The organism is Maricaulis maris (genome assembly GCF_049116555.1).
In the GTDB taxonomy this organism is placed as follows: domain Bacteria; phylum Pseudomonadota; class Alphaproteobacteria; order Caulobacterales; family Maricaulaceae; genus Maricaulis; species Maricaulis maris_C.
This window is the reverse complement of record NZ_JAGDYT010000010.1, coordinates 1-21,973: the sequence shown is the minus strand read 5'-3', so window position 1 is coordinate 21,973 and position 21,973 is coordinate 1. Positions and strand designations below refer to the sequence as shown.

Below are 21,973 nucleotides of genomic sequence, written 5' to 3'. Positions count from 1 at the left end.
CTGACCAAGTTCACCGATCTGGAAACCCGCTTTGACGACCCGCACGAGTGAGGCCAAGCCGGCCTCGGGCCGGGCTCATCCGGGGCCGCGCCTGATCGTCAGTCTCGCAGCGGTCCAGCGTAATTATGCCCGGTTGCAGGCGCTCGCGCCCGACGCCCAGGTCGGCGCTGTGGTGAAAGCCAATGCCTATGCCTTGGGTGCCACCGAAGTCGTACCGGCCCTGGCCAGGGTCGGTTGCCGGCATTTCTACACGGCCCACACCGCCGAAGGCGTGGAAGCCCGCGACGCGCTCGACGGGCATGCAGCCGAGATCTATGTCTTCAATGGTTTCTGGCCGGCAGAACTGCCGGCCCTGCGCGGGGCGCAGCTCATTCCGGTGGTGAATACGCTCGCGCAACTGGACAGTCTGCGCCAAGACGCGCCGGACCTGCCCTGCGCCATCCATCTCGATACCGGCATGAACCGGCTCGGCCTCGACAGCGCCGAGATCGAAACACTGATCGCCAATCCCTCGCGCCTTGACGGGCTGGATGTTCGCCAGATCATGAGTCATCTCGCCTGCGGTGATGATCCCGACCATCCCCAGAATGCCCAGCAACTCGCGCGCTTCGCCCGCATCCGCGCGGCCTTCCCGGAGATTCCGGCCAGTCTTGCCAATTCCGCCGGTGTTCTTCTGGGGCCGGATTATCATTTCGACGTGCTACGGCCTGGCCTCGCCCTGTATGGCGGCAATCCTGCGCCGGGGCACGACACGCCGGTTGAGCCCGTGGTCCGGGTCGACGCACCCATCCTGCAGATCCGCGAACTCAGGGCCGGCGACACGCTGGGTTATGGCGCAACCTGGCAGGCGGACCGTCCGATGCGCATCGCGACTGTCGCGGCGGGCTATGCTGATGGACTGCTCTGGGCGAGTTCCGGGGGCGGCGCCGGATATATCGGCGCGACCCGAACCCCCATTCTGGGCCGCGTCTCGATGGACCTGATCGCGGTTGACCTCAGTGCGGTCGACCATGCGGTGGAGGCCGGCGACTGCGTCAGCTTCCTCGGCGCGCATCTTGACGAGATCGCGCAGGCAGCCGGGACGATTTCCTATGAATTTCTCGTCCGCCTCGGCATTCGCTTCGACCGCGTCTATCAGCGCGACTGAGCGGCAAGGGCACGCGCGCTACGGGATGACTTGTTTTGTCGCCTCGGGCGGTTTGAATGCGCTTGAAACAGGGAGTTGAGTCGCCATGGCGCGGTCCGAGAACATCTATGTCTGCCAGTCCTGTGGCAGCGTTCATTCCAAATGGGCGGGACGCTGCGATTCCTGCGGGCAATGGAATACCCTGGTCGAGGAAACGCCCTCGGCCCCGCTCGGAACGCAGGCCAGCAAGCCCAAGCGCAGCGGACGAGCCGCGCGTCTTGACCTCGTGGACCTCGGGTCGGAAAGCCCGGAACCCGCCCGCCTGCAATCGGGCATCAGCGAGCTCGACCGGGTCTGCGGCGGCGGCCTGGTCCCCGGCTCGGCCATTCTGGTCGGCGGTGACCCCGGGATCGGCAAATCGACCCTGCTCCTGCAGATGATGGCCCAGATCGCGCGCTCGGACGCCCGCACGATCTATGTCTCCGGCGAAGAGGCCATCGACCAGGTCCGCCGCCGTGCCAAGCGGCTCGGACTCGCCGACGCCCCCGTCTCGCTCGCGTCGGAGACCTCGCTCAACAATATCCTCGACGGGCTGAAGGCGGAAAAGCCGGACATCGTCGTCATCGACTCAATCCAGACGGTCTGGTCCGACCAGCTGGCAGCCGCGCCCGGCACCGTCGCCCAGGTCCGCGCCTGCGCCCAGGAACTTGTCCGCTTCGCCAAGAAGAGCCACTGCACCGTCATCCTGGTCGGCCATGTCACCAAGGACGGCCAGATTGCCGGGCCGCGCGTAGTCGAGCACATGGTAGACGCCGTCCTCTATTTTGAGGGTGAGCGATCGCACCAGTTCCGCATTCTCCGCGCGGTCAAGAATCGCTTCGGCCCGACCGATGAAATCGGCGTCTTCGAGATGGGTGACAAGGGTTTGGCCGAGGTCACGAACCCGTCTTCGCTTTTTCTCGACGGACGGGGCGGCGACACGCCGGGTGCGGCGGTCTTCGCCGGTATGGAAGGCACACGGCCCGTCCTTTCGGAAATCCAGGCCCTGGTCGCACCGGCAGCCTTCGGTACGCCCAGACGGGCCGTGGTTGGCTGGGATAGTGGCCGCCTGGCCATGGTGCTCGCCGTGCTGGAGGCCCGGTGTGGCGTCGAACTGGCGGGACGCGACATCTTCCTCAATGTCGCCGGCGGGCTGAAAATCTCCGAGCCCGCGGCCGATCTCGCGGTCGCAGCGGCGATCGTCTCCTCGGCGCTGGACGTCGCCCTGCCGGCCGATGGCGTTGTTTACGGAGAAATCAGTCTTTCCGGCGATGTTCGACCGGTCGGACGCAGTGATTCGCGCCTCAAGGAAGCCGCCAAGCTCGGCTTCACGCGGGCCATCGCCCCCCAGGCTGCTGCCGACGAGACCGCTCCGGTCCGGGTCGATGGCGTGGCCACCGCGCTCGAATTGGTGCAGACTCTCAGGGCAATGGCGGGCGAATAGGGAGTGTCGCGCCCATGGAATCATCTCTGACCGCCTTTGACGGCATCGGTCTGACCATTCTTCTGGCTTCCGGTCTTCTGGCCCTGGTCCGTGGTTTCGTGCGCGAAGCCCTGTCGGTAACCGCCTTCGTGGCGGCATCGCTGGCGACCCTGTGGGCCCTGCCCGCCTTCATCGGCCCGGCGCGCGACATGATTGATCCGGACTGGCTGGCTCCGCTGGCCATCGGGGCCATCGTCTTCATCATCATCTATCTGGCGGTGACCTTCGTCACGAGCTCGCTCTCGCGCGGCCTCGCCAAAGGCGAGGACGTGAATGTTGTCGACCGGACTCTGGGCTTCGCCTTCGGCCTGGTCCGCGGGCTTGTCCTGCTGGGACTGGTCGTCATCTTCATGGCGGCCACATTCGGCGAGAATGGTCGCCCTCCGGAGAGCATCACGCAGGCGCGCATTTATCCGCTTGTGAATGCGACCGCACGCGCCCTGCAGACCCTGGCGCCGGAGAGTTCACGCATCGGTTCCAGTGCGCCTCTGCCGGGCAGCACAAATGACCCGATTGCAGAAACAATAAGAAATAATGACACGTCCTATGGCAGACGCGACCGAAACCGACTAGATGACCTCATCGGTTCGACCACGGATGACCAGGAAGACGATGGATGAGCGACCACAGCGCCATTCCCGCCACACTGACTTACGATCCGGAGAGTGATCGCCCCCAGGAAGAATGCGGCGTCTTTGCCGTATATGGCGCCGATGACGCCGCCATCCTGACGGCGCTCGGCCTCCATGCCCTCCAGCATCGAGGCCAGGAAGCGTGCGGAATCGCGACCCATGACGGGTCACGTTTTCATATCGAGCGCTATCTCGGCCTGGTCGGTGAGAATTTCACCTCACCGGACCTCCCGCAGCGCCTGCCCGGCCGCGTCGCGATCGGACATGCCCGCTACTCAACGCAGGGCGCGTCGGTTCTGCGCAATGTGCAGCCACTGTTCTCGGATGTGCGCGGCGGCGGCATCGCCCTCGCCCATAATGGCAACCTGACCAATGCCCGTGTCCTGCGCGAGGAATTGGTCAATCACGGCCAGATCTTCCAATCAACCTCGGACAGCGAAGTGGTTCTCCATCTCGCCGCCCTGTCGAAAAAGAACAAGCTGACCAATCGCGTGCTGTCGGCCCTGAAACAGGTCCAGGGCGCGTTCGCCTTCGTCGCTGTCGTCAATGACCGGCTGATCGTGGCGCGCGATCCCTACGGTATCCGTCCGCTGGTCATGGGCCGGCTGGATGGCGCCTATATCTTCGCCTCGGAGACCTGTGCCCTCGACATGGTCGGCGCGACCTTTGAGCGCGAGATCGAGCCCGGCGAAGCGCTGGTGGTGAATGAGCAAGGCTTGCGGTCCGAGCGTTTCGCACCGGCCCGCAAAGCCCAGCCCTGTGCCTTTGAATACATCTATTTCGCCCGTCCCGACTCGGTCATTGAGGGCCGCAGCGTCTATGAGGCGCGCAAGGAGATGGGCCGGCAGCTGGCGCTGGAAACACCGGCCGATGTCGATGTCATCATTCCGGTGCCCGACAGCGGCGTACCCGCGGCCATTGGCTATTCGGAGGCCTCCGGCATTCCCTTCGAGCTCGGCATTATCCGATCTCATTTCGTCGGTCGGACCTTTATCCAGCCGACCCAGGACCGGCGCGACCTGTCGGTTCGCCGCAAGCACGCCGCCAATGCCGCCGTAGTGCGCGGCAAGCGCGTCCTGCTGATCGATGATTCAATTGTCCGCGGCACGACCTCGCTCAAGATTGTCCGCATGATGCGCGAAGCCGGCGCTTCGGAAGTCCATTTCCGCTCCGCCTGCCCGCCGATCAAATTCCCGGACTTCTACGGGATCGACATGGCCGGCCAGAAGGAATTGATCGCCGCCAACATGTCGGTCGAGGAAATGGCCGCCCGGCTCGAGGCTGACAGTCTCGGCTTCCTCACGGTCAACGGTCTCTACCAGGCCGTGATCGGCGCGCCGCGCAATGACAAGGCGCCACAATTGGCAGACCATTATTTCACGGGTGAATACCCGACCATCCTGGCCGATCATGACCGTGATCTCTCGGCCAAGGAATTCCAGCTCTCCTTCCTGGTGGACGCATGACCCAGATCGATCTTCAAGGCCGCCTCGCTCTGGTGAGCGGGGCGTCGCGCGGTATTGGCCGCGCCATGGCGCTCGAACTCGCCAAGGCGGGCGCGCATGTCATTGCGACGGCGCGCACCACGGGTGGGCTGGAAGAGCTCGATGACGACATCACGTCAGCCGGTGGCAGCTGCACCCTCGTCCCGCTCGACCTGATGAGCCAGGACGGAATCGAGAAGCTCGGCGGCATAATCACCGAGCGCTGGGAGAAACTGGACATCCTGCTCGCCAATGCCGGGGCGCTCGGCGTGTTGACGCCGGCCTCGCAGGTAAAATCCAAGACCTGGCATGAAGTGATCGGGGTCAATCTGATGGCGCCGGCGCGCATGATCCGCGCCTTCGAGCCGCTGCTGCTGGCCTCCGATGCCGGACGAGCCGTCTTCATCTCATCGGGCGCCGCCGCGTCCCGCCGGGCCTTCTGGGGACCCTATGCGGCTTCGAAAGCCGGTCTGGATGCCCTGGTCGAGAGCTGGGCCAATGAGCATGTGAATAATCCCAAGCTTCGGATCAATACGGTGTATCCCGGCGCCCTGCGCACCCAGATGCGCGCCAAGGCCTTTCCTGGCGAGAATCCGAACGACCTCCCGGACCCCCGCGCATTGTGGCCAACGATCGCCGAACTGGTCGCGCCAGACTGCGCGCGCCACGGCGAGACGGTGAAGTTCAAGGGCTGACGCCCCGCCCAACCGTCCTGAAATACCTGATATACCTGAAAACCGGATCGCGACCGGCAAGGCTGTAATCAGCCCCGGGGCTTGCGGCCCGCAGCCTTGCCCTTGGCCTGGTGCTGTCCCTTGGGCGGCTTGACCGGGCGGTTGGGACGCGCTGGCTTGTTGGCTTTGGACGCCTTGTCACCCGGACCGCTTCCACCGCGGTCACCTTCGACATAGGGGTTCTTGCCAGCCTTGACGATCAGGCGGATCGGCACACCGGGCAGGTCGAAGGCCTCACGCAAACCATTGACCAGATAGCGCTTATAGCTTTCCGGCAGGTCTGACGCGCGCGAACACATCATCACGAAGGTCGGCGGACGCCCCTTGGTCTGGGTAATGTAGCGCGGCTTGATCCGGCGACCATTGACGGCCGGCGGTGGGTGCCGCTCGGTCATTTCGTGCAGCCAGTCATTGAGGTCGCGCGTCTTGACCTTGGCGTCCCAGTTTTCATGGAGCTTGGCCAGGGTCGGCATGATCGCATCGAGCCCCTTTTTCTTGAGCGCCGAGATCGGCAACAAGGGTGCGCCCGTCATCTGTGGCAGGAGGCGTTCAAACTCGAGGCGGATTTCCTTGAGATAGGCTTCGCGATGCGGCACGAGATCCATCTTGGAGACGCAGATCGCGACGGCGCGGCCTTCCTTGTACGCCATGTCGGCCAGATGCAGGTCCTGCTTCTCGAGCGGATGCTCGGCATCCATGAGCAGAACCACGACTTCAGCGAACTTCACAGCCCGCAGCGTATCCGCCGCGCTCATGCGCTCGAGCCGGTCAGCAACCTTGCCACGCTTGCGCAACCCGGCCGTGTCGTGAAGACGCACGCGACGCCCGTCCCAGACCCAGTCAACGGAAATGGCGTCGCGCGTAATCCCGGCCTCCGGGCCGGTAATCAGGCGCTCCTCACCGATCAGCGTGTTGATCAGGGTTGATTTGCCGGCGTTGGGACGGCCTATGACAGCAATACGAAGCGGCGGATCACCTTCATCCTTGCTCGCGCGACGGGCCGATTTCGCCAGCGGTCCCAGCGCGTCAAAGACAGCGTCATAAAGATCACCAATGCCGGCACCATGTGCGGCCGAAAGCGCGATCGGTTCGCCCATGCCCAGCTCGAAGGCGTCCATCAGACCGGACTCACCGGCCTTGCCTTCGCACTTGTTGGCGACCAGCAGGACCGGCTTGCCCGAACGACGGATCACGTCCGCGAAAACTTCATCGAGCGGCGTCACACCGGCGCGGGCATCGATCAAAAGAAGGCAGAGATCGGCATCATGGATCGCCATTTCGGTCTGGGTGCGCATCTCCGCATCCAGGCCATCCTTCTCGGCATCGTCATATCCGGCCGTATCAATCAGCAAAAGGGGCAGGTCGCCCAGACGCCCACGCGCCTCTCGCCGGTCCCGGGTTACACCGGGCCGGTCATCGACAATAGCCAAGGGTTTCCCGGCCAAGCGATTGAACAAGGTTGATTTTCCCACATTCGGCCGTCCTACGACAGCGATGCGGGGCAAGTGAGCAGTCATGCGTTTGCGCCTAGCGGAGCGCGATCATCCGCGCGTCATCGGTGACGACATATACGGTTTCATTGGCAATGACAGGGGGGATGAACACATCGCCGGGCAAATCGCTTTGCGACATGATCGTCCCGTCATAGGCGTTGAGCACCCGCATCTCGCCTCGGCTGGAGGCCACAACGATGCGGCCGCCCGCCATCACAGGCCCTGTCCAGGCGAGCCGGTTCTTGCGCTCACGGGCATTCTCGAACAGGTCGAGCTGGGTAATCCAGTACACTTCCCCGTTCAGGCGATTGATGCAGACAATCTCCGCCTCGCTTGTCGTGATATAGAGGAAATCACCGGCCACCCAGGGGGCGTGCAGTCCACCGGCAGGCTGGCTCCACAGGCGCTCGCCTGTCCGCAGGGAGATCGCCGCGAGCAGCCCGGAATGGCTCATCGCATACACGGTATTGTCGACGACGACCGGGCTTCCGGCGACATCATTGATCTCGGACATGGCTGTCAGGCCACCCGCGCGGGTCAGGCTGTCCTGCCAGATTGGATTGCCGTTCTGGACACGCAACGCAATCAGCTCGCCCGAGGCAAAGGGTGCCACGACGATATCACCCAGCACGGCCGGGCTTGGCGCGGTCAGGAGGCGCGCGGATTCAACAATGCCCTGATAGGTCCACAGCACCTGGCCGCTATCGGTATCAAGCGCGAGCAGCTCATTGTCATCGCTCGACACGAAGACGCGGCCATCCGCGACCGTCGGCGCGCCATGGAAGGGCACCAGCGTCTCGGAGCGCCACAATTCCGCGCCGCTCGCAGCGTCCAGGGCGACAAAGAAATTCAGGCCGGAATGGGCGTAGATACGGCCGCCATCAAAGGCCAGGCCACCGCCGAACGACATGCGGTCATAGCGGTGCGTCGCTTCGATCTGGTGACGCCAGACAGTCGCGCCGGTCTCCGCATTCATCGCCACGACTTCGCCGCTGGCGTCGATCGCATAGACATTGCCCGCCGCGATGACCGGGCGCGCATTGATGCGGCGGCTATTGTCAGAGCCGGCGCCAAAGCCTTCACGCCAGGCGATATCCAGCGGACCGGACGCCTGGGTGTGCTGGACGGCATTGGTGGGATAGCCACCCGGCTGCGGCCAGACCGTGTTCACATAGGCTGTCGGCAACTCAACGACGCCGGCGCTTTCGCCATCAAGGCGCAGGCCCTGCTCGAAATTGAGGATGGAGACGCGGCCATCAGTCGGCGCGTCACCGTTGAGATTGTTTTCATCGTCATTGCCGCGACCCGGGATCATGTCCAGCGGGTTGGGCACCGACGAACAAGCGGCCAGCGGGGCGATCAGGGCCACACCCAGAAGGGTGCGGATACGCTTTACATCAATCATTGCCTGCATCCCCGGCATCAGGAGTTTCTTCGGTTTCGGCGGCTGTCTCTTGGGCCACAGCATCGTCAGCGGCAGCCGCATCGTCCACCGGGGCATCATCCACCGTCATATCGTCAGCAGACCCGTCATCGGCAGGCGTTTCGGCCGGCCCGGCGCGCTGGGCAATCAGGGCCAGGGCTTCGCGGGCCCGAGCGGACACACCCGCCGGCGCGTCATTGGCAAAGGCCAAGAATTGGTATTGCGTCCGGGCCCGCTCGTAATTGTCCGCGCGCAAAGCGGCAGAGGCGATCGTCTCGCGCGCCAGATGGCGGAAGGGCGATTCCCCGTTCACAAGCCGGCTCAGGCGCAGATCGATATCGGAGAAGGACAGTGTGTCCCAAGCGGCCCAGACCGCGCGGATTTCCGCCATGTCGCTCAGCAGCGGATCGCTGGCAGCCGCAGCGGCCTGCTCGAAGAAATCGGCAGCGGCAGCATTATCGCCCTGTTCAAGCGCGACATTGCCGCGCTGGATGAGCGCAAGCGGGACATATCCGGCCGTGCCCTGGCCGGCGAGTGTCTCGAGACTGGCAGCAGCGAGCGGCAATTGCCCGTTCTCGACCTGCGTCATCGCCGCAGCATAGGAATCGGACGCCGCCTCACGGCCTGAGGTCTGCCAGGCATCAAATCCCTGCCAGGCCACCGTGCCCACAATGATGGCGAGTGCGCCGCCAAGCGCCCACGGTCCATATTTGCGAAGCAATTCCTGATACTTGTCGCGACTAAGTGCTTCGTCGACTTCTTCAAAAATATCGACCACGTCGGGGCGGCTCCGTAAATCCACTCAATGAGCGCGGACCCTAGCGTTACTCCCCCCCTGCCGCAACCGAGGTCAGCCGTCAGAGCGCTTCATCGTGTAGACCTCGCGCGGCGAGGGAAAGCTGCGGTCCCGGACTTCCCGGGCATAGCGCGCAACAGCCTCATCGGTGCGCTCCGCCATATTGTCGTAGCGCTTGACGAATTTGGGCGTCCAGTCGAACACGCCAAGCATGTCCTGGGTGACCAGAACCTGACCGTCACAGGTCGCCGAAGCCCCGATCCCGATGGTCGGGACAGCGATGGTCTCGGTAATCTCGCGCGCGAGGTCTTCCGCTACGCCTTCAATGACAAGGGCGAAGGCGCCCGCCTCTGCGGTCGCCACGGCCTCGTCGATCACGCGCTGCCGCTCACTGTCCGTACGCCCCTTGGCCTTGAAGCCGCCATCAGCCAGGGCCGCCTGCGGGCGCAGTCCGACATGACCGATCACCGGGATGGAGCGGGCCGCCATGAAGCGGATCGTCTCGGCCGCATAGGTGCCGCTCTCGATCTTGATCGCCTGACATCCCGTCTCCGCCATGATGCGCGCGGCATTGGCAAACGCCTGCTCCGGGGACGCTTCATAGCTCCCGAACGGCATGTCGACGGCGACCAGGGCGCGTTTGGCGCCCCGCATGACCGCCTGGCCATGCAGGATCATCATGTCGAGCGTGACGCCGATCGTTGAATCGAGCCCGTGCACCACCATGCCGACGCTGTCGCCAACGAGGAGAAGATCACAATGCGGATCGAGAATGCGCGCCATCGGCGCGTCATAGGCGGTCAGGCAGACGATCGGCTCACCGCCCTTGCGGGCACGAATATCCGGCGCTGTGATGCGCCGGATCTGGGTTTGGGCTGACATGAAACAGGCCTTTTCAATACGGGTGGCCGGACCCTAGCGCAGCATGCTGCGCTGCAAAAGCCTTGGACCGTGGCTCAGGCGATGCGGCGCGGCAAGACCGTCGCGACAATGCCAACGGCCACAGCCATGGCACCGGCCGCCATGACTTCCGGACTCATCAGGAAGCCGATATTCGCCATCAGGCCGTCCGTCGGCACCTGGACCTGGCCGAGCAGGCCTTCCAGCTGGGTGCCGGCAATCGCCGACCCGGTTGACCCGGCACCACCGAGCAACAGGATCCGCTTGCGATCCGGGTTGGACAATTGCTTGACCACACGGTGCGAGAAGGCATCGGCCTCACGCTCCGTCTCAAGCGGCTCGGCTGCCTGAGCGAAGGCGGCCTTGAGCCGGGCATCGAATGCATCATTCATCGTCATGACGCCATCACCTCCGCGTCCGTAAAGAACGCCTGCAATTTGGCCCGGCCGCGATTGACGTGCGACTTGACCGTTCCCAGTGGCATACCGGTCGCCTCAGCGGCTTCCGAGTGTGACATGCCACACGAATAACATAGCACGACCGCGATCCGTTCTTCATCCTTCAATGTGGCAAGGCCGCGATCGAGATCAACCACATTGCCCATATCACGGGGCGCTTCGGATTCTTCCATGCCGCTCTGGAATTTCTCCAGCACCCGGTCCGCCGCCTTGCGCTTGCGCGCTGACATCAGGAATTGGGTGTAGGCGATGGAACAGAGCCAGGACTTGAAGGAGCCCGTGCCCTTGAAGCTTCCGACCTTCTCGAACGCCTTGATGAAGGCATCCTGAGCCAGGTCATCCGCGAGGGCGTGGTTGCGACACATGCGGTGCAGCATGCCGCGGACCAGGCCCTGATGGCGCCGGACCAGTTCCCCGAAGGCCGCCGGGTTCTTTGTGGCGACCACCAGGGCTGTGAGTTCTTCGTCCGACGCCTTCATCAGCTTACTCCGATTACTCGGAGGCCTCTTTTTTGCGCCCCATCAGGCCGAACCCGACCAGGACCAGACCGATAAAGCCAGGGAAGGCGGCGATGGCCGGCATGATGTACATGGCTTCTCTGTCACCTTCGACAGATCCGACGGCAAAGCCCAGCACCATGAAGGCGGCGGCCACGGCAATCAGGATGAGACCTGACTTCAGATCACCATTGCTGTCCTTGCGGGGCATGCCAAGTGCCCGGATCGTATCCGGCGTCATCGTTTGACCACCGCGGATGGCTTCCTCGATCGTACTAAGAATTGCCTTGCGCTTCTGCGTCCCGGCATTCACGGCGATCCAGACAATACCCAGCACCATGATGAAAGGTGCCAGTGCGACCAACATAACCGAAAGTTCCATTTTGCTTCTCCTGCTTATGGTCGAGGCGCGTCAACGCCTGCTTTGACCATGAGATGCGGCGAGTTTCGAGTTTGGATGCAGAATTTATCCGATTACGGCGACACCAAACAGATACATGTGAAAATTCAATATGATAAGCGCTGCTATGAGTCCAAGGACAATGGCGGTGAGATCGCCGCCCCACCCCTTTACCACGGGCGGCGGCGTCTCGCGGAAGCAGGCGGCGATGAAGGTAATCAGCGACCAGGCGAAGAAACTGCCGAACAAGAGGACCGCAGAGGCCTCGCTATTGGCCAGCAGGTGCGCGCCCGACCACACCACGACCCCGGCCAGCATCGGGTGGCGCACCCAGCGGCGGATATGCCCTGGCGCATAGGCCGACGTCAGGAGAATGATCCCCAGCGGTACGGCGAACAGGGCCAGATGACGTCCCCACTCCGGAGCGTCCCAGACGGCCGGCGTCGGATGGGCAATGATCTTGCCGTAGATGATGAGGACAAAGCCGACCAGCGAGATCACCGTATAAGTCAGCTTGTAGGGCGTCGCGCCAAGTCGGGCCTGCAAACCATCCCGAACGCCAGGCACAACGCGCAGGAGGTGAACGCCCAGAAACAGAACCAGTCCAACAGACAGCAGCAGCATGCGCGCCTCCCCCTTGCAAACACGACTATAGGCGATTCATGGCGATGTCGCCGTGCAATTCCACGTGGAGTGCCAATAATCTGCTCAGAAAAAGCGCAGGTGCGGCAGGCGCAAAACGGGCTTTCGGGTCAACCAGAAATGACCCAGATAGGCCACCAGGCCGGCTGCCAGCATGACCAGCAGAACCTGGGACAAATCCTGACCGAGCAATTGGGCGAAACGCTGCAGCACCGGTGAGATCAGGGCAACGCCGGCAAAAAGCAGGAGCGTGGCCAGGCTGCGCAGCGCCAGTTCGACGCGCAGGCGACGCCGGGCGACCTGTTCCATCACGGCCATGCGAAAACTGCGATCCACCGCCGGAGCAGCGTCCGCAGCGAAGAAATCGGCTAGCGGGTCAGGCTGGCTCATGAATCCACTCCCAGAATCTCCACAAGGCGCGATCGGCCTCGCAGCACATGTGATTTTACAGTACCCAGCGGCATATCCAAGACCCCGGCCGCGTCGGCATGGGTCCAGCCCTCTCCCAGGCAGAGCGATACCGCAGCGCGCTGGTCCGGCGGCAATTGCGCCAGCGCCTGGTGCAGGGCGATCGCCCGCTCCGTCTCCGGCGTCTCACAATCCGGACGCATCTCCTGCCAGTCATGATCACGCTGCCGGTTGCGCGCCATCGTCCGGGCCTCGCCCTTGGCCTTGCGCCAGGCGATCGAGAACAGCCAGGACTTGAGTCGGGACGGGTCGCGCAAACCGCGCAGCTCGGTCCAACCGGTCAGGAAGGTTTCCTGGGCGAGGTCATCGGCATCGGATGTGTATGGGCACAAGCGTCGCAGAAATGTGCGGATCGCCGCCTGATACCGGTCGACGATCCGCGCAAAGGCCGCGTCTGAGCCCGAGCGGGCCGCCGCGACCAGCGCGGCGTCCGTCGGTGGCGTACTCATGAGTCGGCCCTAGGACTTGCGCTTGAAGAAGGACGCCACGAAGAACGCGGCCGACAAGACGACGAAGATCAGGGACACGAAATAGGCCACTTCGCCCATACCGATCAGGCCACGATACCCCTCATAGGCAAAGACCGCCGCGAAGCCGGCAAAGAGAATGACGAGAAAGGCGTTGGAACCGGTGCCATGGCTGTCCCGCCGGTCATTGTCACCATCCAGGTCAGACCAGTCGGGCCGCCCGTCTCCCGGCTTGTCGAGACTGGCGATCAGGTCCGCCGGCGGCTCCTTGCCCGACGCCGCATAGGTCTTCAGCAGGTCGATCTTCGCCTGGGTTCGCTTGTAGCGCATGAAGCTTCCCCAACCGGCCGCCAGAAAAAAGGCCAGCGGGAAGAGCAGCCACCAGTAATCGTCAAAAATCTCGGCCATCGCGTGTGTCTCCTGTCGATCGCTTCCGTTTGGGCCGCACCCTGCAGCCTTTGACCCTATGTCGCCGCCGAAGCGGCATTTGGATGCAAAGGGATGTCATACGCCTGTCCGGAGTACAGGCAGCCACCCTGCCCTAACCCGGCGCGAGTGGCAGATAAATGTCCGAGCGCCATTCCGTTTCGGGCCGGCTTTCCGGATCGTCGACATAATGCACGAAGAGCGGTTGATCGCCGATTTCGTCTGCGGCGCGGGAAAGAACAGCGGCGTAAAGCCGGTCGATACTGTCATGCAGCGTCTGGTAACTGCCGACATGGCGCAGACGGGCGTGACGGCCACCGGCCAGGGCCAGGATCTCAATGCCATCGGGAGGCGCCAGATCCCCGACAGCGATCGCGCAGTCAAAATGCAGGGCCGTCGCCTCGGTGAAACGCGGGTCTTCGTGCCAGATGCCGTATATCCCGGCCAAGGCCTCCATCGGGTGGTGAGCGAAGACGCGCTCGAACAGGCGTTCATAGGTTGCGTTGAGTTCGGAATAGGCGCCGATATTCCGGATCGCGAGCAAGCGGAGTGGCTCCGTTGAAACAATCTCCACCGCCATCGGGCTTTGCGCCGACGGCTCTTGGGCGGGCCGCAGGAGACGCGCCATCAACTCGCTTCGTCCGGCCCGCAGCTCGCTGGCCGACCCGCCCGTGGCGGCCCTGAAGGCCCGCGCATAGGCCTGGCTGGAACCATAGCCCGCGCCAGCGGCAGCCCGCGTCACCGTCTCGTCGGGATTGGCCAGATCAGGCAGGGAGCGCGCCAGCCTCACGCGGCGCACTGTTTCGGCAAGGGTCTCGCCGGTCATCAGTCGAAACACGCGGTGAAAATGGAAGGGCGAAAGGCAGGCAATGGAAGCCAGCCTGTCCAGTGACAGCGCGCGCTCGTCGGCGGCTTCAATATGCGCGAGGACGCGCTCGATCCGCTCGGCATGGCGAACCCGGTTATCCGGCATCATGGTCGTGTCTCCTCCACGGTGAACCATGAAACCGGTTTAGCGATGGCGGCAAGCCCGCGCGGTCCCGATCTTGCGATCTTCGCCACACGGGCCCTGCCGATCCCGGATTGGCCTAGCGCTCGAACGGGTTGGCCAGGAAGTCGGGCAGATCGATCACGATCTCCGTGTCGTCCATCGGTTCGCCCCGCATGAAGCGGTGCATGACCTCACCAACCTCGGGCGTTGTCATGAACAGATTGTGGCCGGCATTGCGCACGACGACCCGGGTCACATCGCTCAGATCCGCGACCGCCTCACGCTGGCTTTGCGGATAGGTCCGGCCGTCCAGCGTGCCGGTCAGCAGCAGGACAGGCGTGTCGCCGGTCGGGCCAGTGCGGAAGTCTGCGCCGAGATCCAGACCGTCCACCGCGTCATTGAGCTGTGGCATGGGGAAATTGAGATAGAGGCCCAGAAGACTGGTCTCCGCCTGCGCCTCCACCGCGGCAAGACGATCGGCATCAATCCCCGAGGCAATATCCATCGCTGTCGACATGGCATTGAGTGAAAGCGGCTCGCCCGGTGTCCAGAAGAATCCGAGCAGGCGGGTCGCCAATGTGGTGTCGCCCTGCTCGAGACTGGCGTAGAGCGCAGGCAGCAGGCCGGCATTGGCGGGATCGGCAATCAGGCCCGATGAGAATTGCTGCACGTTATGGCGCTGCAGAAGGAAGGGGATGGCCGGTCCGTCTTCCTGTGGCACCTGGATCAGGATCGGCTCCGCTTCCAGCTGCGCATGCACCCGGCGCATCAGGCCCGCAATGTCCGGATAGAGCGCTGCCGCGGCCGGCTGCGTGTCGATCGCCGCTTGCAGGCGCGCAATATAGGCGTCGGTGCGGGCCGGATATTTCACGGTCTGGTCAAGACCTTCCGCGCTGGCGATGATGACCCGCTCGATCTCGTCAGGGATTGCGTCGAGGGCCGCCAGGGCGAGATGGCTGCCATAGGAAATGCCCCAGAGCGACATCGCATCCGCACCCAGATGAGTGCGCAGGTCGGACAGGTCGGCGACACTTTCGCGCGTCGTATAGCCAAGCAGATCGACGCCCTCGGCCTGCCAGAAGCTCACACACTCGGCGAGGGCCGCCCGATAGGCCGCCGCGATGTCCGCATCGCTGACTCGTGCAGCGCTATCCACCTGCTGGCTGCTGGCGCAACGCGGCGGGCGCTGGCTTTGGCCGGTGCCCCTCTGGTCGAAGGCAATCACATCGGCATGCTGGCGCATGGCCATGAAAAGCGGGAATCGCCGCCCCTGCGCCGTACCGGACCCGGACCCCCCCGGCCCCCCGGCGAGATAGACAATGGGTGGGCCGGCAGTCTCGCCGGTGGCGGGAAAGCGGACATAGCTGATCGTGATCATCCGGCTGTCCGGGTCGGCCCGGTTTTCCGGCACCTGGAACTCTCCACGCAAGGCGTCGACGGTGTCGCCGCTCTGGGCGGTGAACGTGATTTCTGTCTCGCCTTCGACCTGGGCAAGGGCCTGCGGCGCCGGTCCAATGGCCAGGCCGGCGAACAAGGCCGTGCCGGCCAACAGGCTGGCGCGTGTGATCTGGGTGAGTGACATGACTGCATCTCCGAATTGGCGTGCCCCCCGGGCATACCGTGATCAGACCGCGTCAGGCGCGGCGCCACACCCGGAATTCGGCCAGCGGTGCCCATCAACCGACAAGCGGCGGGACGTCCCGGACCGCAACCGCTAATCTGGCAAACATGACCGTTCGTCCGATCTCGCCCCACGACTTTGCCGCTGGCTTTCGAGCCGGCCTGCTTGCCATGCTTGCCGTGATCGCACTCACAACGGGCGCTGGCGCCCAGCGAACCACCCATGTTGCCATCGAGGACGTGATTGTCTGCCCGGCGCGCGATAGCGACATCGCGCCGCCGGACTTCACCGCGGCCGACTGCGAGACGGTCTCTCTGTATAATCTCGACCCGCAAGGTCGCCATATCTGGGTCCGGCTGCGGCTGCCCCTGACCAATGGCGAATGGCAGGGCACAGGCCCCTGGGGTCTGATGGTCATGGGCAAGATGTCGAGCGAGGTCTATTTCAACGGCAGCCGGATCGGCGCCAACGGCCTCCCGGCAGACACCCCCAGGGCCGAGGAGGCGGGCCGCATTGATGCCAGCCTGTTCGTGCCGCACACATTGGTCCGGGCTGGCGATAATGTGATCGACATGCGCCTCTCCAGCCATCATGGCTGGCTACGCCTCGTCTCGCCCATCCACGCCATTCAGTTCAGCCGCTTTCAGGACCCGACCACTTTCATCATCACCGGCTATTGGCCCAGCCTGATCACCTTCGGGGTCTTTCTGGTCGGGCTCGTCTTCTTCGGGGTTACGGCCTGGCGCAATGAGGACCGGGAAGCCTCCCTTTTTCTCGCCTGCGCCTCCCTCTTTGCCGGTACTGAGCTCTTCGTGGAGTCAGCGCGCGGCCTCGTCGCCTATCCCTACCCCTTCCACGACACGCGACTTGTCCTGATCACGCTGTGCGCTGCCGGCTTCATGCTCTGCCTGCTGGCATGGCTGATGCTGCGCATGACATCGCTGGATTGGCGATCTCGCCTGGCACGCCTGTCCGTTGTGGCTCTGGCCATGGCCATCGTGATTGCCCTCATTCCCGGCTTCGACGGCAAGACGGCCGGCGTCATGATGACAGGCTGCGGCGCCGGTCTCTTGCTGTCACTCGCCTGGGCCGCCCGCAAACAGCGCGGCGCCCTCATACTCGCCGGCCTGTTCGTTCTGGGGCTTCTCGCCGTCTTTCATTTCGGTTCACGCTTTCTCGATGTCGGCTATTTCCACGCGGCCGCCGGCGTGCTCGCTTTTGGCATCTACCAGCAGGCCCAGCTTCTTGTTCAGGAACGCCGGCAACGCCGACTCGAAACCGGGCGCGCCCTGCAATTGGAGACCGCCCTTGCCCAGGCGCGTCAGAAGTCAGCGCCGGAACAGATCCAGCTCGTGAGCGCCGGCCGCGTCGACTATGTCTCGACCGATCGCATCGTCCAGCTCAAGGCTGCGGGCGATTATGTCGAGCTCCACTTCGAGGACGGGGCGACCTCGCTCTATACGGGCACGCTGGGCGGGCTGGAGGACCAGCTCCCGGCCGCCTTCCTGCGTGTGCACCGCTCGCACATCGTCAATACACTTTTCGTCTCCGCGCTGGAGCGTGAAGCGAGCGGGACAGGCCGGCTCCTGTTATCCAATGCCAGTGAAGTGCCGGTCAGCCGCCGCATCATGCCCGCGGTCCGCTCGGCGCTGGCGGAGAAGACTGTGGAAACGGGCTGATACCGTCTTGCCGGCGGGTCCCCCTGCCCACTAGCCTGCAACCTGGCATTAGCGGGGGGATATCATGCGACTCAGGACACGGAACGGGCAGCTCTCACTCGGCAGCATCTACAAACTGTTTGTGGTGGGCTGGACCTTTACCTGGACGCTGCTCTTCGCCTTCGCCTTCGTCCTGATGATCCTGATCTCGCTGACAGGCGCGCCGCTGACCGTGAATGGCGCCCCGGTCTCCGGCGTCGGCGCGTTGCTCGCGGGCGCCCTGCCCCTGGTGCTTTTCCTTCCGGTGATGGCCTTTATGCAGGCCTTGATCTTTGGCGGCTTTTTCGTGCTCGCCATGATGATCTACCGGAGTTTCCGGCCGATCACGGTGGAGACGGACATGTCGCGCGTCTTCAGCTGACCGCAACTCCCCCGATCAATAATGAGGCGGCTTGGTCACTTCCGGGGCCGGTGCGGCAGCTTCGAGCTCATCGATCTGCGACATCATGCGATTGATGCGACGCGTCAGACGATCAAGTTCCTCGCGCTGGGCGAGGATGACGCCATTGAGGTCCTCAACCGTCGCATCCTGATGTGCGACATGGATTTCCAGCGCTTCAATGCGGGCCTGCAACGTATCGGTCATGAGGGTCATCCCGGCTCTTCTTCGGCGGCAAACTAGCGCAATCTGAACGCTTGTCTCGCGTCGCGATCACACCACATATGCTCGCAGGAGACAGAGGAGATTTCCATGAGCCGCATTCACGACTTCACGGCCACCGACATCAGGGGTGACGAGGTTTCATTGTCCAGCTTTGAGGGCCAGGTGATGCTGATCGTCAACACGGCCAGCAAGTGCGGCTTCACGCCCCAGTATGAGGGCCTGGAGACCCTGCATGCGGAGCTCGCCGACAAAGGCCTCGCCGTACTCGGCTTTCCCTGCAACCAGTTCGGCAAGCAGGAACCCGGCGATGCCGCAGAAATCGCCAATTTCTGCGCACTCACCTATGATGTGAAATTCCCGATGTTCGAAAAGATCCAGGTCAACGGACCAGACGCCCACCCGCTCTATGACTGGCTGAAATCACAAGCCAAGGGCCTGATGGGCTCGACCTCGATCAAGTGGAATTTCACCAAATTCCTGGTTGATCGCGAGGGCCGGGTCGTCAAGCGTTTCGGCCCCCAGGACACGCCGGAGAAAATCCGCGGCGAGATCGAAGCCCTGCTCTAGGACTGCCCGACTTAGGGCTGCCCGATTTAGGACTGATTGGCGAATTTCGGCGGTTTGGCGCGGCGCTTTTTCGGCGCGGCGGGCTCGGCTTCGGCAGCAGCCTTGGCCTGCATGGCCAGGCGCGCCTTGCGCAGGGTCTGAACCTTGGCCAGGCGCAGATCGGCTTCTTCTTGCAGAAGATCAAGAACGGAGTTCTGGGCCGTCGTGGCCTTGGCCGGCACGGCGTCCTGCTCGGGATCCAGCTTGGGATCGGGCTTCAGGCGCAGCTGGTCACCATTGAACAATGTAGCCATTGGATCGGCCTCCTTCTGCAGATGTCGTTTCGGGTCGTTCAGAAACAAAAAGGCCGGGCGAATGCCCGGCCTCTCTGTGCGTCACCTGTCCGTCCGTCAGCGGGACGTCAGGCAAGCCGGAAGCCGCTTACGCGACTTCCAGGTTTTCAGCAGCATTCTTGCCAGAACGCTTGTCCTGGACGACTTCGAAGTTCAGCTTCTGACCTTCGGTGATCGTGGTCAGGCCGGAACGCTCGACAGCCGAGATGTGGACGAAAACGTCCGTAGAGCCGTCTTCCGGCTGAATGAAACCAAAACCTTTGGTGGTGTTGAAGAATTTAACGATACCAGTAGCCATGACGATGTCCTTTCAATCAGGCACGTTGTTTTGGGCCCAACCGACCGCGTGTCAGCTGATGCCCGAAGTGTCGAAATTTGAAAGGGAAGAGCGTCGGGGGGGCAAAACTCGCCCCCAGAAGATTCGGCAATCAAGATCGAGTGACCGCTATATGACGGCTGATTGGGGTTTTGGCAAGGCAAATCGGACAATGGCCAGGCCGCGGACACCAGATGACCTGCCCGAAAGGGCCTAGCCAAGCTCGAATGTCGTCACGCCATACACCCGCTCGTGGGCAATATCGGGGATGGCGCCGAGATACATGCGGGCACAGCCGAAAACCTCGCTCATGCCGTGGCGGACAACCATGGCCATGGCGTCGGTGTGGGGCTCCGGAACATCCATGAAGAGTGATCCTCCGGCGGCAAACGGTGCCAGCGCGGCAAAAAGGACCTCGGCGCCGTCCGCGTCGTCAGCAAACAGCGGACCGATCTTGCAACCCTCCCGGCAACGCCGGACGACGCCATAGCCGGCCAGCTGCCCGTCCCGCACCAGCGCCACGGCCTTGCGGTCCGGCAGCGTGATCCAGGCCTTGAGAAAGGCGTCGCGCGGAGCGGGAAAACAGGACCGGTCATAGGCGGCCAGCGCCTCGAAGGGGATGTCGGTTGCCGGGACGATTTCGGCGAACGGCTCGCAGACCCGGTCTGCGGGCACATCCATGCAAAAACGCAGATTGCGGTGCGACAGCACAAAGCCGCCGCGCGCATACCAGTCGGCCATGGCGAACACGCCGTCCATGCCGATCGTGGCGCCGGGATTCAACCGGGCGAGCAGGCGGTCGCGGCGGGCACGCCAGAGCTGGCTGCCCAGCCCCTGCCGGCGCAGCTCGGGATGCATGATGAAGAGGCCCATGAAGCCGAAACTGTCGCCATAGGCCGTGATCGCCCCACCGCCAATCACCTTGCCGTCCAGCTCGGCCGCGATGAAGGCATCGGGATCACAGGCCAGAAAGGCCTCGGTGTCATGCAGACCGGGATTCCAGCCCTCGGCAATCGTCAACGCGATGTGGCCGACGGCTTCCGGGCGGGTCATGGGGCGGATGGCGAGCGACTGGGTCATGCAACCGGCTTAGGCGCGTTCGGGGAAGACGGGAAGCGTTCGAGGCCCGGTGCCGGTTCCAAGGCGCAATCTGGCTCTTGCTTCGCCAATCACACACGATTTCTCCCGGAAGCGCGTCAGCGCTGTCCGGGACCAACCGGAAACTCAGCGCCTCAAGGCGGGTTCAGTCGGTCCCGGGGCTTCGCCCGGGAAAAATGGCGTGTGTGAATGCGCGGCTGGCGAAAGGCATTGGGAGCGGGCGCGCGGCGCGAACACTACTTGTTGCGCTTTTTGTTTCGCTTTGCCTCGGAGCGACGGAAATAGTCCTGCCTGACGCGCCTGCTCTCGAGATAGCGCCGGGATCGGCGAACGATCTCGAACCGCAATCTTTCCGCTATGAAGTCATCCGCTGAATCTTCGAATGGAAAATCATCATGTTCTCGCCGCGCTGCGATGCGAAAGAGTTGAGCCCAAGCGTATAGTCCGGCAAGCCCATCCAGCTTGCGAGCCTCGTCAAAAGTGTCACTGGTCACATCGGTCACAAGGTCGCCAGCCTTCACGGCCACGGCATGACCCGCTCTCACGTCGGACGGCAGCATATCGATAGCTGCCAATACCTTCGAAGGCGCGGACGCGCCAATCACAACAATCAAGCGCGAACGCGCTAGATCATCGGCCTGATCGCCTAGTTGAAGTAACGCTGATATCTGTGCCGGTTCCAGTTTCCGCGCATAACTCAGCACGCCATCCAATAGACTACACACTGTCGCGATGTCAGTCTCATCGACGGCCCAAAGAGCATCGTCAAACAGTCTGAACCCGACCCCAGTCAGTTCCGAGAAGATCCAAAGACCACGACGGCGTACGGCTGCCTCGGAATGCCGGAGAAGCCCTCGCAACGGCTCAACATCACCCCGGTTGGTTCGTGAAACAGCAAGCCCGCAAAGATCTATCGCGTCGACTTGATCTGGCCACGCGCGGTCGTCTGCAATTGCAAGAGTTTCGAATGGATCCGAATGGTGCATAGGTCAGGTGGGCTACTCCCACTCAATCGTTCCCGGCGGCTTGGACGTCACGTCATAGACGACCCGGTTCACCCCGCGCACTTCGTTGATGATACGGGTGGCGACGCGGCTGAGGAAGTCGTGGTCATAGGGGTAGTAGTCGGCGGTCATGCCGTCGACCGAGGTCACCGCGCGCAGGGCGAGCACGGCGTCATAGGTGCGCTCATCGCCCATCACACCGACGGTATTGACCGGCAGCAGCACCGAGAAGGCCTGCCAGATCTCGTCATAGA

Annotated in this window: 26 protein-coding genes and 1 pseudogene; 8 read left to right on the top strand and 19 right to left on the bottom strand. The window is 63.4% G+C overall.

The window, feature by feature from the left end:
- Positions 1–31: 31 nt before the first annotated feature.
- From alr to JXQ94_RS12555, 5 genes are all read left to right on the top strand, one after another.
- Positions 32–1,147 (top strand): alanine racemase, encoded by a 1,116-nt coding sequence (alr, locus tag JXQ94_RS12575; RefSeq protein ID WP_421924147.1) that lies wholly within the window; start codon positions 32–34, stop codon positions 1,145–1,147.
- An 85-nt stretch (positions 1,148–1,232) separates the two neighbouring features.
- Positions 1,233–2,609 (top strand): DNA repair protein RadA, encoded by a 1,377-nt coding sequence (radA, locus tag JXQ94_RS12570; protein WP_421924146.1) that lies wholly within the window; start codon positions 1,233–1,235, stop codon positions 2,607–2,609.
- Between the two features lie 14 nt (positions 2,610–2,623).
- Positions 2,624–3,268, top strand: a complete 645-nt coding sequence (locus tag JXQ94_RS12565; RefSeq protein ID WP_295692251.1) for a CvpA family protein — start codon at positions 2,624–2,626, stop codon at positions 3,266–3,268.
- Positions 3,265–4,746, top strand: a complete 1,482-nt coding sequence (purF, locus tag JXQ94_RS12560; protein ID WP_421924145.1) for an amidophosphoribosyltransferase — start codon at positions 3,265–3,267, stop codon at positions 4,744–4,746. Before JXQ94_RS12565 ends, purF begins: the two co-directional genes overlap by 4 nt.
- Positions 4,743–5,459 (top strand): SDR family NAD(P)-dependent oxidoreductase, encoded by a 717-nt coding sequence (locus JXQ94_RS12555; RefSeq protein ID WP_421924144.1) that lies wholly within the window; start codon positions 4,743–4,745, stop codon positions 5,457–5,459. The genes purF and JXQ94_RS12555 overlap by 4 nt, the downstream gene beginning before the upstream one ends.
- Positions 5,460–5,527: 68 nt before the next feature.
- On the opposite strand, the gene der is transcribed toward JXQ94_RS12555, so the two are convergent.
- The 13 genes from der to JXQ94_RS12490 all read right to left on the bottom strand — a co-directional run bounded on the left by der (position 5,528) and on the right by JXQ94_RS12490 (position 16,041).
- On the bottom strand, positions 5,528–7,015 hold the full coding sequence (der, locus tag JXQ94_RS12550) for a ribosome biogenesis GTPase Der (RefSeq protein WP_421924143.1): 1,488 nt from the start codon (positions 7,013–7,015) through the stop codon (positions 5,528–5,530).
- A gap of 10 nt (positions 7,016–7,025) precedes the next feature.
- A complete protein-coding gene (locus tag JXQ94_RS12545; protein ID WP_421924142.1) occupies positions 7,026–8,396 on the bottom strand; it encodes a PQQ-binding-like beta-propeller repeat protein in 1,371 nt (456 codons plus the stop codon).
- Entirely contained in the window at positions 8,389–9,192 is an 804-nt protein-coding gene (locus JXQ94_RS12540; RefSeq protein ID WP_421924140.1) for a tetratricopeptide repeat protein, read from the bottom strand. Before JXQ94_RS12540 ends, JXQ94_RS12545 begins: the two co-directional genes overlap by 8 nt.
- A gap of 72 nt (positions 9,193–9,264) precedes the next feature.
- Positions 9,265–10,092 carry a 3-methyl-2-oxobutanoate hydroxymethyltransferase gene (panB, locus tag JXQ94_RS12535; RefSeq protein ID WP_421924139.1) on the bottom strand — a complete coding sequence of 276 codons (828 nt, stop codon included), beginning with the start codon at positions 10,090–10,092 and terminating at the stop codon, positions 9,265–9,267.
- Between the two features lie 74 nt (positions 10,093–10,166).
- Positions 10,167–10,508 carry a hypothetical protein gene (locus JXQ94_RS12530; protein WP_421924138.1) on the bottom strand — a complete coding sequence of 114 codons (342 nt, stop codon included), beginning with the start codon at positions 10,506–10,508 and terminating at the stop codon, positions 10,167–10,169.
- On the bottom strand, positions 10,505–11,047 hold the full coding sequence (locus JXQ94_RS12525; RefSeq protein WP_295692232.1) for an RNA polymerase sigma factor: 543 nt from the start codon (positions 11,045–11,047) through the stop codon (positions 10,505–10,507). The genes JXQ94_RS12530 and JXQ94_RS12525 overlap by 4 nt, the downstream gene beginning before the upstream one ends.
- Positions 11,048–11,060: 13 nt before the next feature.
- Entirely contained in the window at positions 11,061–11,447 is a 387-nt protein-coding gene (locus JXQ94_RS12520; RefSeq protein WP_421924137.1) for a hypothetical protein, read from the bottom strand.
- 84 nt (positions 11,448–11,531) lie between these two features.
- A complete protein-coding gene (locus JXQ94_RS12515) occupies positions 11,532–12,089 on the bottom strand; it encodes an NnrU family protein (protein ID WP_421924136.1) in 558 nt (185 codons plus the stop codon).
- An 84-nt stretch (positions 12,090–12,173) separates the two neighbouring features.
- Positions 12,174–12,497, bottom strand: a complete 324-nt coding sequence (locus JXQ94_RS12510; protein ID WP_421924135.1) for a hypothetical protein — start codon at positions 12,495–12,497, stop codon at positions 12,174–12,176.
- On the bottom strand, positions 12,494–13,024 hold the full coding sequence (locus JXQ94_RS12505) for an RNA polymerase sigma factor (protein ID WP_421924134.1): 531 nt from the start codon (positions 13,022–13,024) through the stop codon (positions 12,494–12,496). Before JXQ94_RS12505 ends, JXQ94_RS12510 begins: the two co-directional genes overlap by 4 nt.
- Positions 13,025–13,033: 9 nt before the next feature.
- Entirely contained in the window at positions 13,034–13,450 is a 417-nt protein-coding gene (locus tag JXQ94_RS12500; protein ID WP_421924133.1) for a hypothetical protein, read from the bottom strand.
- Between the two features lie 133 nt (positions 13,451–13,583).
- Positions 13,584–14,444: an AraC family transcriptional regulator gene (locus tag JXQ94_RS12495; protein ID WP_421924132.1), complete on the bottom strand. Its 861-nt coding sequence runs from the start codon at positions 14,442–14,444 to the stop codon at positions 13,584–13,586.
- Between the two features lie 112 nt (positions 14,445–14,556).
- Positions 14,557–16,041: an alpha/beta fold hydrolase gene (locus tag JXQ94_RS12490; RefSeq protein WP_421924131.1), complete on the bottom strand. Its 1,485-nt coding sequence runs from the start codon at positions 16,039–16,041 to the stop codon at positions 14,557–14,559.
- 146 nt (positions 16,042–16,187) lie between these two features.
- Here JXQ94_RS12490 and JXQ94_RS12485 point away from each other — a divergent pair, with 146 nt between their 5' ends.
- Entirely contained in the window at positions 16,188–17,759 is a 1,572-nt protein-coding gene (locus JXQ94_RS12485; RefSeq protein ID WP_421924130.1) for a LytTR family DNA-binding domain-containing protein, read from the top strand.
- A 64-nt stretch (positions 17,760–17,823) separates the two neighbouring features.
- Positions 17,824–18,159, top strand: coding sequence for a hypothetical protein (locus tag JXQ94_RS12480; RefSeq protein WP_421924129.1), 336 nt, complete (start codon positions 17,824–17,826; stop codon positions 18,157–18,159).
- Positions 18,160–18,174: 15 nt separating this feature from the next.
- On the opposite strand, the gene JXQ94_RS12475 is transcribed toward JXQ94_RS12480, so the two are convergent.
- Positions 18,175–18,384: a SlyX family protein gene (locus JXQ94_RS12475; RefSeq protein WP_421924128.1), complete on the bottom strand. Its 210-nt coding sequence runs from the start codon at positions 18,382–18,384 to the stop codon at positions 18,175–18,177.
- A 105-nt stretch (positions 18,385–18,489) separates the two neighbouring features.
- Here JXQ94_RS12475 and JXQ94_RS12470 point away from each other — a divergent pair, with 105 nt between their 5' ends.
- Positions 18,490–18,969: a glutathione peroxidase gene (locus JXQ94_RS12470; protein ID WP_421924127.1), complete on the top strand. Its 480-nt coding sequence runs from the start codon at positions 18,490–18,492 to the stop codon at positions 18,967–18,969.
- Positions 18,970–18,995: 26 nt separating this feature from the next.
- Here the strand turns inward: JXQ94_RS12470 and JXQ94_RS12465 are convergent, their stop codons facing one another.
- The 5 genes and pseudogenes from JXQ94_RS12465 to JXQ94_RS12445 all read right to left on the bottom strand — a co-directional run.
- A complete protein-coding gene (locus tag JXQ94_RS12465; protein WP_421924126.1) occupies positions 18,996–19,262 on the bottom strand; it encodes a hypothetical protein in 267 nt (88 codons plus the stop codon).
- Between the two features lie 127 nt (positions 19,263–19,389).
- Positions 19,390–19,599, bottom strand: a complete 210-nt coding sequence (locus JXQ94_RS12460; protein WP_295692202.1) for a cold-shock protein — start codon at positions 19,597–19,599, stop codon at positions 19,390–19,392.
- A 231-nt stretch (positions 19,600–19,830) separates the two neighbouring features.
- Positions 19,831–20,697 (bottom strand): GNAT family N-acetyltransferase, encoded by an 867-nt coding sequence (locus tag JXQ94_RS12455; protein WP_421924125.1) that lies wholly within the window; start codon positions 20,695–20,697, stop codon positions 19,831–19,833.
- Between the two features lie 254 nt (positions 20,698–20,951).
- On the bottom strand, positions 20,952–21,701 hold the full coding sequence (locus tag JXQ94_RS12450; protein ID WP_421924124.1) for a hypothetical protein: 750 nt from the start codon (positions 21,699–21,701) through the stop codon (positions 20,952–20,954).
- A 12-nt stretch (positions 21,702–21,713) separates the two neighbouring features.
- A pseudogene (locus JXQ94_RS12445) lies at positions 21,714–21,973 on the bottom strand (GMP synthase (glutamine-hydrolyzing)); the annotation flags it as partial.